The sequence below is a fragment of the Thermococcus fumicolans genome (assembly GCF_055386755.1).
This window is the reverse complement of record NZ_AP042424.1, coordinates 751432-764398: the sequence shown is the minus strand read 5'-3', so window position 1 is coordinate 764398 and position 12967 is coordinate 751432. Positions and strand designations below refer to the sequence as shown.

The 12967-nt window shown below is 57.8% G+C and carries 14 protein-coding genes; 7 read left to right on the top strand and 7 right to left on the bottom strand.

Going from position 1 to position 12967, the window contains the following annotated elements:
- Positions 1-49 precede the first annotated feature (49 nt).
- A complete protein-coding gene (locus ACZ5AM_RS04310) occupies positions 50-571 on the top strand; it encodes a hypothetical protein (protein ID WP_464915642.1) in 522 nt (173 codons plus the stop codon).
- 15 nt (positions 572-586) lie between these two features.
- Here ACZ5AM_RS04310 and ACZ5AM_RS04305 read toward each other — a convergent pair whose 3' ends face one another.
- Together ACZ5AM_RS04305 and ACZ5AM_RS04300 are read right to left on the bottom strand one after the other, a co-directional pair.
- Positions 587-1048, bottom strand: coding sequence for a GNAT family N-acetyltransferase (locus ACZ5AM_RS04305; protein ID WP_464915641.1), 462 nt, complete (start codon positions 1046-1048; stop codon positions 587-589).
- 6 nt (positions 1049-1054) lie between these two features.
- Positions 1055-1867, bottom strand: a complete 813-nt coding sequence (locus ACZ5AM_RS04300) for a GNAT family N-acetyltransferase (RefSeq protein ID WP_464915640.1) — start codon at positions 1865-1867, stop codon at positions 1055-1057.
- A 104-nt stretch (positions 1868-1971) separates the two neighbouring features.
- Here ACZ5AM_RS04300 and ACZ5AM_RS04295 point away from each other — a divergent pair, with 104 nt between their 5' ends.
- Complete coding sequence (locus ACZ5AM_RS04295; RefSeq protein WP_464915639.1) at positions 1972-3708, top strand: ABC transporter ATP-binding protein; 1737 nt, start codon at positions 1972-1974, stop codon at positions 3706-3708.
- A complete protein-coding gene (locus tag ACZ5AM_RS04290) occupies positions 3701-5443 on the top strand; it encodes an ABC transporter ATP-binding protein (RefSeq protein WP_464915638.1) in 1743 nt (580 codons plus the stop codon). The genes ACZ5AM_RS04295 and ACZ5AM_RS04290 overlap by 8 nt, the downstream gene beginning before the upstream one ends.
- Positions 5444-5481: 38 nt before the next feature.
- Here the strand turns inward: ACZ5AM_RS04290 and ACZ5AM_RS04285 are convergent, their stop codons facing one another.
- The 5 genes from ACZ5AM_RS04285 to ACZ5AM_RS04265 all read right to left on the bottom strand — a co-directional run bounded on the left by ACZ5AM_RS04285 (position 5482) and on the right by ACZ5AM_RS04265 (position 9639).
- Positions 5482-6456: a hypothetical protein gene (locus ACZ5AM_RS04285; protein WP_464915637.1), complete on the bottom strand. Its 975-nt coding sequence runs from the start codon at positions 6454-6456 to the stop codon at positions 5482-5484.
- A 163-nt stretch (positions 6457-6619) separates the two neighbouring features.
- Entirely contained in the window at positions 6620-7783 is a 1164-nt protein-coding gene (locus ACZ5AM_RS04280; protein ID WP_464915636.1) for an MFS transporter, read from the bottom strand.
- A gap of 131 nt (positions 7784-7914) precedes the next feature.
- The gene (locus ACZ5AM_RS04275) at positions 7915-8442 is read right to left on the bottom strand and encodes a hypothetical protein (protein WP_464915635.1); all 528 of its coding nucleotides are present in this window, start codon (positions 8440-8442) and stop codon (positions 7915-7917) included.
- Positions 8439-8915, bottom strand: coding sequence for a hypothetical protein (locus ACZ5AM_RS04270; protein WP_464915634.1), 477 nt, complete (start codon positions 8913-8915; stop codon positions 8439-8441). The genes ACZ5AM_RS04275 and ACZ5AM_RS04270 overlap by 4 nt, the downstream gene beginning before the upstream one ends.
- A 1-nt stretch (position 8916) precedes the next feature.
- A complete protein-coding gene (locus tag ACZ5AM_RS04265) occupies positions 8917-9639 on the bottom strand; it encodes a class I SAM-dependent methyltransferase (RefSeq protein WP_464915960.1) in 723 nt (240 codons plus the stop codon).
- Between the two features lie 65 nt (positions 9640-9704).
- On the opposite strand from ACZ5AM_RS04265, the gene ACZ5AM_RS04260 reads away from it, so the two are divergent.
- Genes ACZ5AM_RS04260 through ACZ5AM_RS04245 form a run of 4 tightly spaced genes read left to right on the top strand, consistent with a single transcriptional unit; the run spans position 9705 to position 12957 of the window.
- Positions 9705-10016: a PmbA/TldA family metallopeptidase gene (locus ACZ5AM_RS04260; protein ID WP_464915633.1), complete on the top strand. Its 312-nt coding sequence runs from the start codon at positions 9705-9707 to the stop codon at positions 10014-10016.
- Positions 10013-11047, top strand: a complete 1035-nt coding sequence (locus tag ACZ5AM_RS04255) for a metallopeptidase TldD-related protein (protein WP_464915632.1) — start codon at positions 10013-10015, stop codon at positions 11045-11047. Before ACZ5AM_RS04260 ends, ACZ5AM_RS04255 begins: the two co-directional genes overlap by 4 nt.
- A complete protein-coding gene (locus ACZ5AM_RS04250) occupies positions 11044-12273 on the top strand; it encodes a metallopeptidase TldD-related protein (RefSeq protein ID WP_464915631.1) in 1230 nt (409 codons plus the stop codon). Before ACZ5AM_RS04255 ends, ACZ5AM_RS04250 begins: the two co-directional genes overlap by 4 nt.
- A 15-nt stretch (positions 12274-12288) precedes the next feature.
- On the top strand, positions 12289-12957 hold the full coding sequence (locus ACZ5AM_RS04245; RefSeq protein ID WP_464915630.1) for a carbon-nitrogen hydrolase family protein: 669 nt from the start codon (positions 12289-12291) through the stop codon (positions 12955-12957).
- The last annotated feature ends 10 nt before the right edge of the window (positions 12958-12967 follow it).

Below are 12967 nucleotides of genomic sequence, written 5' to 3'. Positions count from 1 at the left end.
AAGCAGAACGTTTAAAAAGATTTAGACGCTCTTTGTTTTGGGGATTACAATGAAGAAAGATAAGATCCTGGCCGCGCTGCTGGTGGCTCTTCTCGTTTATTCTGCCTTTGCGACGTGGGAATGGTATGAAGCGGGAAAATCCCGGGACAGGGCACTCGGCTATCTCGAGGGAACCGCCAACCACGCGGCAATCTGCCTTGAGCAGTCCGGAGTTATATCTAACCTCCTCGACGAAAACGCCTCCGATGAGACGCTCCTGGCTTATTCAAGGCTGTTTGAAGGGTGTGCATACGTCCTCGAGACGACGGAGCTTGACCTCTACATCCTCACCAAAGATTCCAAACACTACGACCTCCATGTCTTCGGGAGTACTCTGGAGACCCTCTTCCACAAGGCGGCGTTCGATTCCATAAACGGGCCGAGGCCAATCCTGCTTAAAAACAAAGATCGCATTGCCAACATTTCCAGAACACTCGAGGAGTTAATGGTGGAGAGAAAAGGACTCCGGAACCTGACTCCGGAGGACATCAAGAAGCTGAGGAAGATGGCCGAGGAAATTGAGTGGAATTGAATATCCTCTGCTTCTTTACCTTTTGAGGCACTTGGCGTAAATCAGCGCCTCCTCGCCCCACTCTGGGTAGGGGTCTATCAGGGCAACTCTGACGAAGCCCCTCCTCTCGTAGAACTTTCTTGTCTCGTCGTATGGTTTGTATGAAAGGTTGCCCGACGTTTTTACGACAAGGACTTCGAAGCTTCTCTCCTTTGCCCATTCCTCCACAAACCCCAACAGCTCACTCTCGATGCCACTTCCCCTCAGCTCTCTTCTGACGGCCATCCAAAGGATTTCAAGGGCCTTCTCATTGATGGGTTTGACGGTTATGAAGCCGAGAACTCGGTCTCTCTCAATTGCAACGAACGTTGTTTCACTTTTAAGGTCGCGTTCCATGGCTTTAAGGCCGGACTCGTTGAACCACTTGGGTAAACCCCTCGCTATCTCAAGGGATGCGCGCCTTTCAAATTCGGTCTCGAGTGATTTTATAATTGGCATCTCCCTCTAAGACAGTCTCTTCCTGAACACCAGCACGTTCGGTTCCTCGGTCTCGTCCCAGAGGTGGAGGCCTAGCCTCTTCAGGCCAATCAGGAGTGACTTAACGCCGCTGGTGAGCATGACGTCAAAACTTTCCTTTCCCTTCTTCTCGGCCACCCACGCCATGGCCGGCAGCATTGCCCTAAGAGTAGCCAGGCCGACGTCAAGGGGCGTGAAGGTAGCTCCCTCCTTTGAAACCAGAAAGTGGAAGCCGTTGAAGTCGTAAACTTTGGCGTTCCTCTGTATCCACTCCAAAGCTTCCTCGCTCCTCCTCACGAAGCGCCAGCCGACTGGAATTAGGCCGAGGATCAGGTCTTCGAGGGTTGGCTCTACCCTCTCGGGTTCCTCCGGCTCAAAGTCCTCTGTTCTTGCACCGAAAACGAAGAATTTTGCTTTAACGCGAAAGCCAGTCCTTTCCGCCAGCGAGATGCTCTCGCGGTTGAGAAAGTAGGTGGCGAACTCAAGGGCCTCAATTTTGCCCTCTTGGGTGAGCTTCTCACCGAGCTGGAGCATGAAGTTGTGCAAAAGCCTTCCGTAGCCCCTCCCGCGGTAGTCGGGGTGGACGCGAAGTCCCTCCAGCCAGCCTACTTTTCCTGGCAAAAGGGTGAGCTTCGCCGTTCCAATTACCTTACCATCAACCTCTAGGACGTAGAAGTTCCCGTCTTTTACCCATTCGTCGAATACCCTAGCCAGGTAGTCCTCGCCGCCCCAGGTCAGGCGCGCTATCTCCTCGATGAAGGGTTTATCCTCAGGTCTGGCCTCGCGGATTACTGGGTTCATGCCATCACCAACTTACCATAACCGCCGGAGGTTTTAGGCTTTTCCTCTCAGATGGACATCTTAACCGACAAATATTTATAAGAGCGAAACCAGACATCTCTATTATGGGGGACTCACTGAAGGACATGGCCAGACTGCTGGAGTACCTCAGGGGACACGCCCTCCACTTCTCCCTGGGCATGGCGTTAATGATCCTGATGGCCTACACCAGTGGGGTTGTTCCTGTCCTCATAAGGGAGGCCATCGATGGGGGAATCTCGACCGGGAACTACGGGGTTGCCATTCGCTACGCTGCCCTCGTACTCCTGGTGGGAGTTCTCAACGGTCTCTTCAGCTTCACGGGGAGGTACCTGCTGATCAAATCGGCCCAGTACGCCCTTTACCGCCTCAGGATGGACGCCTTCAGGGCCATACAGAGGCAGAGGATGGAGTTCTTCGACAGGACCTTTTCGGGCCAGCTCATAAGCAGGATAACCAACGACACCGAGAGGATAACGAGGTTCCTCTCGTTCCGGCTGAGGATGTTCGTCTACTCGGTCTTCCTGATAGTGGTCTCGCTCTACTACATGGTGAGGATGAACGCCGCCCTTACCGCCGTGGCAGTGGCGACGATAGCGGTCGTCGTGGCCCTGAACACGGCCTACGCTATGAAGGTCAGGCCCATCTACGACAGGATAAGGCACCAGACCGGGGTCATAGCCTCGACCGCCACCGGGACGATAGCGGGGGTGAAGACGATAAAGGCCCTCTCCGTCGAGGAAGAAACGCAGGAGAAGTTCGAGAGGGAGAACGAGGAGCTCTACTCGCTGAACGTCAGGGCCACAAGGATCATAGCCGTCTACGGCAACGCCTCCTTCCTCGTCCTCGGGCTGGCTATGAGCGCGATGCTCTACTTCGGCGGACGGGCCATCATAGGGAAAACGCTGACTGTCGGGGAGCTCGCGGCCTTCCTCACTTACATGCTCACCATGACGTGGCCCCTCAGAGCGCTGGGCTTTACGATAGCCGACATCCAGAGGAGCCTGGCGGCGGCTTCGAGGCTCTTTGAGGTCATCGACTCCGCTCCAGAGAGCGTTGACCCGCCGAATGCGGTCGAGCTCAAAAACCCGAGGGGCGAGGTCGAGTTCAGGGACGTGTGGCTGACATACCACACGGGGAAGACGGTGCTCAGGGGGCTGAGCTTCAGGGTAAGGCCCGGCGAGAGGGTCCTGATAACCGGCCCGCCCGGTTCCGGGAAGAGCACCGTCCTGAAACTGATAGCGAGGCTCTACGAGCCCGAGAGGGGGGAGGTGCTCATAGACGGCGTTGACGTGCGGAGGATAAAGACGGAGAGCCTGAGAAGGACAGTAGCCTACGTCCCCCAGGAGCCCTTCATCTTCAACAGGAGCATAAGGGAGAACATCGCGCTGGCCAAGCCGGAGGCGACGATGGAGGAGATAGTAAGGGCCGCAAGGATAGCGAAGATACACGATTTCATAGCCTCCCTGCCCAATGGTTATGAGACGGTCGTCGGCGAGAAGGGGGTAACCCTCTCCGGAGGCCAGAGGCAGAGGATAGCGCTGGCCAGGGCCCTGCTCCTCGATCCGAGGGTAATCCTCCTCGACGATCCCGTCTCGAACCTCGACGCCGAGACCGAAAAGAGGCTCGTGGGGGACCTGGGGGAGATACTGAAGGACAGAACGGCGGTGATAGTATCCCAGAGGCCGTCGCTCGTGAAGCTCGCCGACAGGGTCATCGTGATGGCCGAGGGCAGGATAGTGGAGGACGGAAAGCCGGGGGAGCTGGCCGGGAAAGGTGGAGCCTTCAGCGAGATGCTCAGGGCGGTGGGAGGGGATGAATGAGTCGTCGCTCTCTCTCATAGCGCGCTTCGTGAGGGAGGCCCTCTCCGAGAGGAAGACCCTCGCCGTAGTTGTGGCCGGCATAGTCGGCTCGGCCGTGGCCAACCTGGCCTCCCCCTACCTCCTGAGCGTCGCCATAGACCGCTACATAGTGCCGGGCAGGTACGGCGAGCTGGGCCTCATCGCGGCCCTCTACCTCCTCGCCCTCGTCGGCCAGTGGTTCTTCATGACGCTCCAGACTTACTACACCGAGGTCTTCGGCCAGAAGGTTCTCAAAAACCTCAGGAGCAGGCTCCACGCGAAGATACTCGCCTCGAACCTGGACTTCTTCAAAGATAAGTCAACAGGCGACCTGGTGTCGAGGATAATAAACGACACAAGTATAGTTAACGACGTCCTCGTTTCCGGCCTGCTGGGCGGGCTCGGGAGCCTGCTGAGCCTCGTCGGGATAATGGCCGCGATGCTCCTCCTAGACCTCAGGCTCACCCTCGTGACGCTCACCAGCGTCCCGGTCATGGTGGCGGTGGCCTACTACTTCGGGGGGAAGATGAGGAAGGCCTACCGCGAGACGAGGAGGAAGATAGCGAAGATATCCAGCGTTGTTGAGGAGAGCGTGGCCGGGATAGAGACGATAAGGGCCTTCGGGAGGGAAGGCCAGGTAGAGAGGGAGTTCTCAAAGGCCTCGGAGGAGACGATAAAGGCCTACCTTAAGGTCGCCCTCTACATGGGGGTCTTCTGGCCCCTCATGAACATAGCGAGCCTGCTCTCGGTTGTGGTGGTGATAGCCTACGGCGGCTATCTGGCCTCGCGGGGAGCGGTCAGCATAGGCGTCGTCGTGGCCTTCATCCAGTACGCCCAGCGCTTCCGCGGGCCGATAAACAACGTTGTGAGCATGTACGACAGCCTGCAGTCGGCCCTGGCCGCCCTTGAGAGGATATACGAGGTCCTGGACGACGAAAGCGTGGAGGACTACGGCGGGAAAGCCGTGGAAAAGCTGGGGGGCGAGATAAAGTTCAGGGACGTATGGTTTGAGTACGAGAAGGGCAGACCCGTGCTCAAGGGGATAAACCTCTCGATTCCGGCGGGCTCAAAGGTGGCCCTCGTGGGCAGAACCGGCGCAGGAAAGACCACCATCGCGAACCTGATAATGCGCTTTTACGACCCGACCAGGGGCTCGGTCCTCTACGACGGGACCGACGGCAGGGAGATAAGCAGAAAGAGCCTGCGGAGGAGGATAGGCTACGTCCCGCAGGAGACCTACCTCTTCCCGGGGACGATAATGGAGAACATCCTCATAGCGAACCCCAAAGCGAGCGAGGACGACGTGGTGAGGGTCTGCAAGAGCCTCGGTGTCCACGACTTCATAATGAGGCTCCCCAAAGGTTACGAAACCCAGGCCGGGGAGGCCGGAAAACTGCTCTCCGTCGGGGAGAAACAGCTCATCTCGCTCGCGAGGGCGATGCTTAAGGATCCGGACGTGGTTATTCTCGACGAGGCCCTCTCGAGCGTCGACCCCAAGACGGAGAGGCTCGTACAGGACGCGATGCTGAAGCTCATGGAGGGGAGGACGAGCATAATCATAGCCCACCGCCTGGGCATAACCCGCTTCGTTGACAGGGTTGTCGTGGTCGAGGGCGGCAGGATCGTTGAGGAAGGATCTCCGGAGGCCCTGCTCGGGAGAAAGGGCCACTTCTACAGGCTCTACACCTCCCAGATCGGCGGGGCTGAAGTGAAGTGACGGTCATCCGAATAAGACGGAACGCAAAAAGAGATAGGTCAATCGAAAGTCCCCTCACCCGACCACATGTTCTGGACGGTTGCCTTCACGGCGCTCTCGTTCCCGTAGAGGAGCATTACCCTGTCCATTCCCGGCCCGTCGTACAGCTCGATGTAAACGCTCCCGTTTCCTTCAAAGTACGCCCTCTCGACGACCTTTCCTGCTGGATCCCTCGACTTCAGCGGAGGAAGGGGCTTTTCGACGAAGCCCAGCTTCTCGATCTTCGACTTCAGCTCTCCGTAAACCTCCTGCCCGCATCCTTCCCTGTAAACCGCCACCTCTATCCCGGCACCCTCCGGGGTGAAGCCGCTCTCCGAGAGCAGGTCGCCTGAGAACACACTGCTCCTTCCGGTTTTGTTCACTACCTCCGTGCGCATGAAGAGTCCGAGCATCTTCCCCGGGGAGGGGCCGATCCTCATCACGTGGAACATGACCTTGTTCAGGGCGTACTCCGCTTCGTTAACTCCATCCCCGTTGTAGGGCACCTGGAAGACCACGATGAGGTAAAAGCCCTCGAAATACATGCCAAAAGCCGAGTAGAGAGCGTTCTTACCCTTCCACTTGAGGCCATCGGTGCTGTTCCCGAGGGAGTTGAGCTTTTCTTTGAGCTCTTTCATAGCTTCAGAGGCCGAGTACGAGTCAGGATAGGCAAAAACGCCGACGTAAACCTTCGACGAAACTCCGTTCAACGAAACCTCCAGGGTCTGGCCGGCCAGGCTGCCCTTGGGAACCGGGAACCCGGGCTCGGCGGGGGCGGTCGAGTAGTCCTCCCTAAGCGGGCCGGTAAACTGGGAGACGCTGACGTTTGGATCCATACCGCAGAGGGGGTCAGAGGGAGAGACCTTTCCCAGCTCCCCCAGAAATCCGGTTTCCGAGGGGGTCGTGGAGGTGGGCGTTGCATTGCCGCCAGAGTCCTTTAGGCAGCCGGAAGCTATGACAACGGCGACCAGTATAAAGGCCAGTACCTTCCTCATGGGGCTCCCCCTTTTTACTGGGGCCCAAGGTATAAATAGTTTTTGTGGAACATGTACAAAGTACCTGATTAGAGTTAGGACTCGATTTTTAAGATCGTCCAGTTGTACTCCGTACACAACCGTTTCCCTTGGAAAATAGCCGACCCCCACAATCTAACGGAGCCTACTCCCCAAGGGAAGTTCTCAAGCAGACCTGGAGCAAAATAGTCCCAAGAAACGCCAGCACTGACGCGGTGACCGCGGAAATCAGGACCCCAGCACCGTTTTCAACCCCCCACGCAAAGGCCAACTGCGAGAGTGGGATAGCGAGTGTCGCGAGGGCGTCAAAGATACCCCTAGCAGTTCCGAGGCTTCCGAGGGGAATAACCTTCTGCATCAGACTGTCGAAGGAGACGTTGAGGAGTTCACCACCAAAGCCCACCAGAATGACGGCAGATATGAGAAGGGGGATCAGCGGGAAGCCAACCAGAAGCAACGCGAGGCTCTGCAGGAGCATTCCAACTATAAGCGGCCGTCTCAGCCCGATTTTTCTCCTGCTGGCAAGATAGGTCAGTCCAGCCACCGCTACGAGGCTTCCAGCCGTCGTTAGGGACTGGAGGACGCCGTAGAGGACTTCACCCCTATTGAGGGCCCTCAGCGAGGCGAAGACAAATATCCTGAACGAGCCGAGGGCGAAGTTAAAGAGGAGCACCGATGCGAGGACTCCAAGGATGAGCCGCTTATCCACCTTTATCCGCGTTCCTCCCACTTCCTCCGGCCTTCTTTCCCGCCCCATTTCCACGTTCAAGTACGGAATCAGGGAAAAAGCTCCGAGGAGAAGGAGAACCGCATCGAGGAGCATCGCTTTAATCCCGAAGCGATACGCCAGAAAACCCGCAACTGGAAACGCGACCAGCGAGACAACGTTTCCAACCGTGGCCAGCGTCGCGTTCAGCCTCTGAAGCTCGCTCTCCTCAAAGGTCATGCTTGCTATCAGCGAGAAGCCGTAGTAGCGGTGGAGGATGTCTAGGGCTGAAATACCAGAAACGATGAGGTAGAAGGCCCAGACGTTAGAGGAGAGCGGGATTATGAGAATGGCAAGGGCTGCCTGGAAAATGAGTGCGAGAAAAGCGAGTCTGACTTTCTTGGTCGTCCTGTCGAGCGTCCTGCCGAGGAGAGGCGGGAGAACAACCCAAGGGAGGTGTGTGAAGAGCGCAAACCCTCCGATGCTCACAAGCGAGCCAGTGTTGTTTAGGAGGCTCCAGGGCAGGGCAACGCTCTCGATGGAATCGCCAGCGATCCTGAGTGCGGAGGTGAGGGTATAAACGTTGTAGAGGCGGCGGTTCATGGCGAGGAGTTAGGCGGAAGGGTTAAAAAGATTTGTGAATTTCCTTTCATGGGTAACTTCCTTGGAGTGGGACTTTGATGGCTGGGCCAAAACCTACGACAAGGACGTTAGGAGGGAGGATTAGATTCCGATTACGAAGGGGTTCTGAAGCTCGTGGTGAAGATTTCCTTTCCCAAATCCCTTGAGAATGAAAGCCTCATGGCATCACCCTGAATCCCCTCAACGGCCATCACCGTCTTCCCTTCTTCCTCTTTAACCCCGAGCGCAACGCCCTCTCCTAAAACCTCGACCCAGCCGCGCTCCCAGATTTCCTTCTTCCAGAGGATTTCTCCGTCCTTAGCCTTTATCACCGCCGCTTTCCCCTCGACCTCGCCCCCAACGAGGAGGGAATTAGCGGGCAGGAGTGAAGTCACTGCGCCGTTTGGAAGCGTTGCCTCCCAGTTTTCGCTCCACACCCAGAGGTCTCCCCCCTTATAACCGCCCAGGACTATTTTTCCACCTATTTCGGCGGCCGTTAGGGCTATTCCACCGGCAAGCTCCCTTTTCCCTACCCGCTCCCCGTTCTCGGTGAACTCAAAGGCCTTAACCTTCCACCTCTCCCCCTTCAGGCTCCCAACGAGGAAGAGCCCTCCGTCGAGCTCCACCAGGCCCGAAATCACGGCATCGCCCCAGGGACCGAGGTTTTTGAGCCAGTGGGGTTCACCTTCAAGCGTAATCTTCCCGACGAAAAAGCCCTACCTTCCCCGTCCGAGGTCTCGCCCGCTATTAATGCCCTGCCTTTGATAGGCAGAATCGAGTAAACGGCCTCGTTGCCGGGGATTTTTAACTTCTTCTCCCAGATTACGTTCAGGCCATCGTCCAGCCTCGCGACGTAGGCCTTCCAGCCCTCGCCGCCGTCCTGTGTTGCGACGCCTTCGAGGGCCCCACCGATGAGGTAGCCGTCTTTGAGCTTCGCTATGCTGTGCCCTTCCCAATCCCTCTCGCCTGAGAGGAACCTCAGCTCTTTTATCTCCTCGCCGTCGAGCCTCGCGAGCATTATCTTATAGGCCTTGCCGTCGTGGACGCTTCCAATAGCCAAGTCCCCGGCAAGCGCGGCGGGAACGGTTTCAACGCCGAAGGAGTGGGTTCTCATGTCATCTTCCCCCAGATTTTCTCCCTACGGTTACGACGCTGAAAGTCCCGAGGTAGTGGGTCTCGACATCGAAGCCGGCCTTCCTCAGGATGAACTCCACTATCCACGGCGCCCAGAGGTTGATTTTCACCCTGAAGAAGTAGCCCTTTTCGAGGTTGACGAAAAGCCGCTCCACCTGCCCCCTCACGGTGTCGAGGGAGACGTGGAACTGAACGAAGGGCTCCTCGACGAGCACGCTTTTGTAGTCCTCATGGAGAAGCCTAACCCAGTCGGCGTACTCAAGGAAGAGAACCCCACCGGGCCCAAGCACCCTGAAGGCTTCCCTGGCGATTTCGTCGAAGTCGTAGGGGCTCAGGTGGGGAAGGGGGTTTCCAAGGAGCGCGATGAGGTCAAAGCTTCCGTCCGGGAAGTCGAGCTTTCTTGCGTCCATAACCCGGAACTCCGCCCTATAACCGAGCTCCCTCGCGATTTCCCCCGCCTTCCCGACGAGCTCCTCCTGTATGTCTATCCCGACGACCTCAAAACCCAGCCCTTCGAGGGCAAGGGTCGAGATGCCCATACCGCAGCCGACATCAAGAGCCCTGCCGCTTTTTATGGGGAGAAACCTTTCAAGCAGTTCTCTCTGCCTTTCCATCCTCCTTTTCCCGGCTTCAGTCCTCGGGTCGTACATCCATAACTTCTCCATATAGGTCGGCTCGAAGGTCTCCCCGAGGTTCCGCAGCATCGGGCACACCTTTCTTACAACGGCGAATCGTTTTTAAAGTTTAGCCATGATTTGGAATTCAGGTGGTGGCTGTGGACGAGGAAAAGGCCCTGAGGCTCGCCCTCGCGAGGGGCGCGGAATACGCCGAAATCCGCTTCGAGGAGGTCCTATCAAGGAGCGTAAGCCTGAGGAGTGGAGAACTGAGTGCCTCCTCTAAGGTGGAGCGCGGCTACGGGGTAAGGGTTCTCCTCAACGGTTCATGGGGCTTTTCGTTCACGACGTCTGATGAAGGGCTCGAGCGGGCCCTGGAGAGGGCTTTGAAGTCGGCAACGCTGAGTTCCTCAAACGTCGTCTCGCCGAGGTCAAGCCGGTCAGGGATCGCGTTAAGAGCAACATGAAGGTCAAGCCTTTGGACGTTTCGCCCGAAGAGGTAGCGGAGCTCGTTGAAGGGATTTACGGAGAAGTCGCCGGCGAAAACAGGACCGTGTCGGCAGGGTGCACAGGGAGAAGCGGGGTTAAGAGGCTGATAACCAGCGAAGGAACGGAGATAGAGTGGGAGGTCTCCTCGGTCGAGTTCAATCTCTCGGGTGTGGCGAGGGAGAACGGGAGGAGCGCGCAGGCTTACGACCACTACGGGAGCGTTGAGAGGGGTCTTGAGGCCTTCGAAGACGTGAAGGAGCGCCTCAGAAATGGCATCGAGGGGCAGCTGAAGAGCGCCCTGGAGGGGATTGAGGGGCCCGTGAAGGGTGAAGTCCCTGTGATTTTGGGCCCGCTTTTCTCGGGCCTAATAGCTCACGAAGCGCTCGGCCATCTGGCGGAGGCGGACTTAACGCCCGGGACGCCGTTCAAGGACCTACTCGGAGAAAGAATCGCCCCGGATTTCCTGAGCCTAAGCGACGGGGTTGTGGAAGACGGCTTTGGAAACGACCGCTACGACGACGAAGGCGTTCCCGTCAGGAAGGTCGAGATTCTCAAGGATGGGGTTCTGAACGAGCTCCTCGTGGACAGGGAGCGCGCCTTCGAGTGGGGGTTTGCGCCAAACGGCCGCGCCAGGGCCGAGAGCTACCGCCATCTGCCCCTAATCAGGATGAGGAACACCTACTTCGAGCCCGGCGATGCATCCTTGGAGGAGATGGTGGAGGGGATAAAGCAAGGCTACTACCTCGTCCGCTCCTCCGGTGGGCAGACGGAGTTCAACTCGGCCTTCGTGGTCTCGGCGTCGGAAGCTTACCTCATCGAGAACGGGGAGATAACGAAACCCGTCGCCAACCTCTCAGCGAGCGGGGTGGCCATAGAGGCCCTCAGAGGCGTCTCGATGGTGGGAAAGGAGCTCGGCTTTGAGAACTCCTACTGCGGGAAGGGGCAAATCGCTTTTGTGAGCCTCGGAGGGCCGCACATGCTCTTTGAAAGGGGAATAAGGGTGGGATGAGCATGGAGACCGAGTTCTACACGCTCTGGGAAGCGAAGGAAAAGCTCTCCTACTCCAGCGGAGTTTTGAGGCCAGAATCCGGCGAGAGGGCCTTTACCGTGGCCAGAATTGTCAAGGACGGCAGGATTGGAACGGCCCTCGTCGAGGGTATCGGCGAGACTGCCGGGGAGAGGGCGGAAAAACTAGCCTTGGAGCTCTCAAGGCTCTCGCCCAGGGAGGACTACCACCTGCCGGAGGGAACGAGGATAAGCTGGGGGCGTTCGCTGGAGGATTCGCTCTTTGAGCACGTTGAGGAAATCCGGGAAGCGGTGGCCCTAGTCGAGGGAAGCGGTGTAAACGTGGCGGAGCTGGAAATCGGGCTAATACGGAGGAAGACCAGCGTCTGGAACACGGGAGGTGCAGACGTTTCCGGGCAGTACGGAATCGTGGACTTCGCGTTCTCCCTCACCAGGGGGAAGGCGTTCCTCAGGGAGTGGGTGGCTTTTCCGGAGGTCCCGGACGTGAAGGGGCTGATGCTTGAAAGCGCTGAGATGCTCAAAAAGGCCGAAAGCGTGGAGAAGGCCCGGCCGGAAGAGGCAAGAGTGCCCTTCGCACCCCTCCCCTTCGCCGAGCTGCTCTACTTAGGCATCGTCCGCGAGGCCTCCGGCTCGCTCGTGGCGAGGGGACTTTCAGCCTTGGAAGAGGGCCAGAGGGTCGCTGGAGAGGATTTCACTCTCTACGACGATCCGATGGACGAAACGAGCCTTAAGCCAGCTAAGGCCGACGGTGAGGGGATTCCGACCAAAAGGCGCGCCGTAATCGAGGACGGCGTTTTTACCGGCCACCTGTGGAACAGCTACTGGGCTCACAGGGCAGGGAGGGAGAGCACGGGGAACGCGCTGAGGTACGAAACCGCCCTCTTGGAAGCCCCTCACCACCTGACGCTTAAGGGCGACGCTTCCCTGGACGAGATGCTGGAGGAGCTCGGAGACGGCTATCTGATAGCCGGAATAATGGGGCTCACAGGGGTGGACTCGAAGACGGGAAACTTCTCCGTTCTTGCGAACCCGGCCTTCGTGGTCAGGGGTGGTGATGTGGTGGCCTCGACCAGCTTTACAATCACAGGAAACGTCAGGGACCTCTTCGAGGGAATAGAACTCATCGGGAAGGATAGGAAGGGGATATGGTTCGAGCCCATCTCGATGGCGTTCCCGCACGTCTTGGGCAGGGTGAGGGTGGTGCCGTGAGCTGGGGGTGCCGAAATGAAAACAGCTTTAATCCCGATGCGCGTTGAGGTTGGAAACTTCGAGGCCAACTGGGCCGAGTTCGAGAGGCGCTTTAGGGAGGCTTTGGCATATAACCCGGACTTCCTCCTTTTCCCCGAGTACTGCCTCACCGGCTTCGAGGAGTGGGACTTCTCCGGGGCTGGGCTTTACGATGAGATTGTCGAACGGGTGAGCGGGCTAGCCAAGGAGAACGGCGTTTACGTCGTCTTCGGCCTCTTAGAGCCCTACAAAAACTGCGTTTACAACTCCGCGCTTTTAATCGGCAGAAACGGCGAGGTTCTCCTCAAGCACCGCAAGTTTCAGGAACCGTACAAGTTCTGCACGGGCAACACGGTGAGAACGGCCAAAACTGAGTTCGGGAAGGTCGCGGTAATCATCTGCGGCGACCTCTACAACAAGCGCATCCTGAAGTGGGTGAGGCGGAAAAGGCCGGCTTATCTCTTCGTGCCGATGGAGTACTCGCCGGAATACGGAAAACCGAACGAAGAAGATGTTAAGGCGATGGCGGAACGGGTTAGGCTCCTCGGCGTTAGGGCTTTCATCGTTAACAGCTATCCGCCGGGCGGCGCCTGGGTCTTCGACGAAAACGGAACCCTCCTCGCCTCTTCCGAGGGCGAGAAAACCCTGGTCTGGGAGCAACCTTAAAGTATTCAGA